Raw genomic sequence first — 238 nt, 5'->3', positions numbered from 1 at the left:
ACCTTTAAAGTCTGACTTTCCTTTGATTGCAATACTGGTATTGTCCATATTCCACTAGTTGGATTATATTTTCCCGCAGAAGCTTCCGAAGCTACATAAACATATCCCGAAGGAAGTGCTTCGCTAATCGTTATATCCGTAGCTTGGTTAGTTCCAAAATTCTCTGCTGTAATCGTAAAGACAACCTCTTTTCCGATAAACGGATTAGCATTATCTACTACCTTTTTCAAACCAATAT

At 37.4% G+C, this 238-nt stretch carries 1 protein-coding gene; it reads right to left on the bottom strand.

The features are described 5' to 3' along the window. A partial coding sequence (locus FLA105534_RS23125) for a DUF11 domain-containing protein (protein WP_173968435.1) occupies positions 1–238 on the bottom strand: 238 nt, incomplete at both ends.

This window comes from Flavobacterium collinsii (assembly GCF_902804485.1).
In the GTDB taxonomy this organism is placed as follows: domain Bacteria; phylum Bacteroidota; class Bacteroidia; order Flavobacteriales; family Flavobacteriaceae; genus Flavobacterium; species Flavobacterium collinsii.
This window is presented reverse-complemented; position numbering and strand designations above follow the sequence as displayed.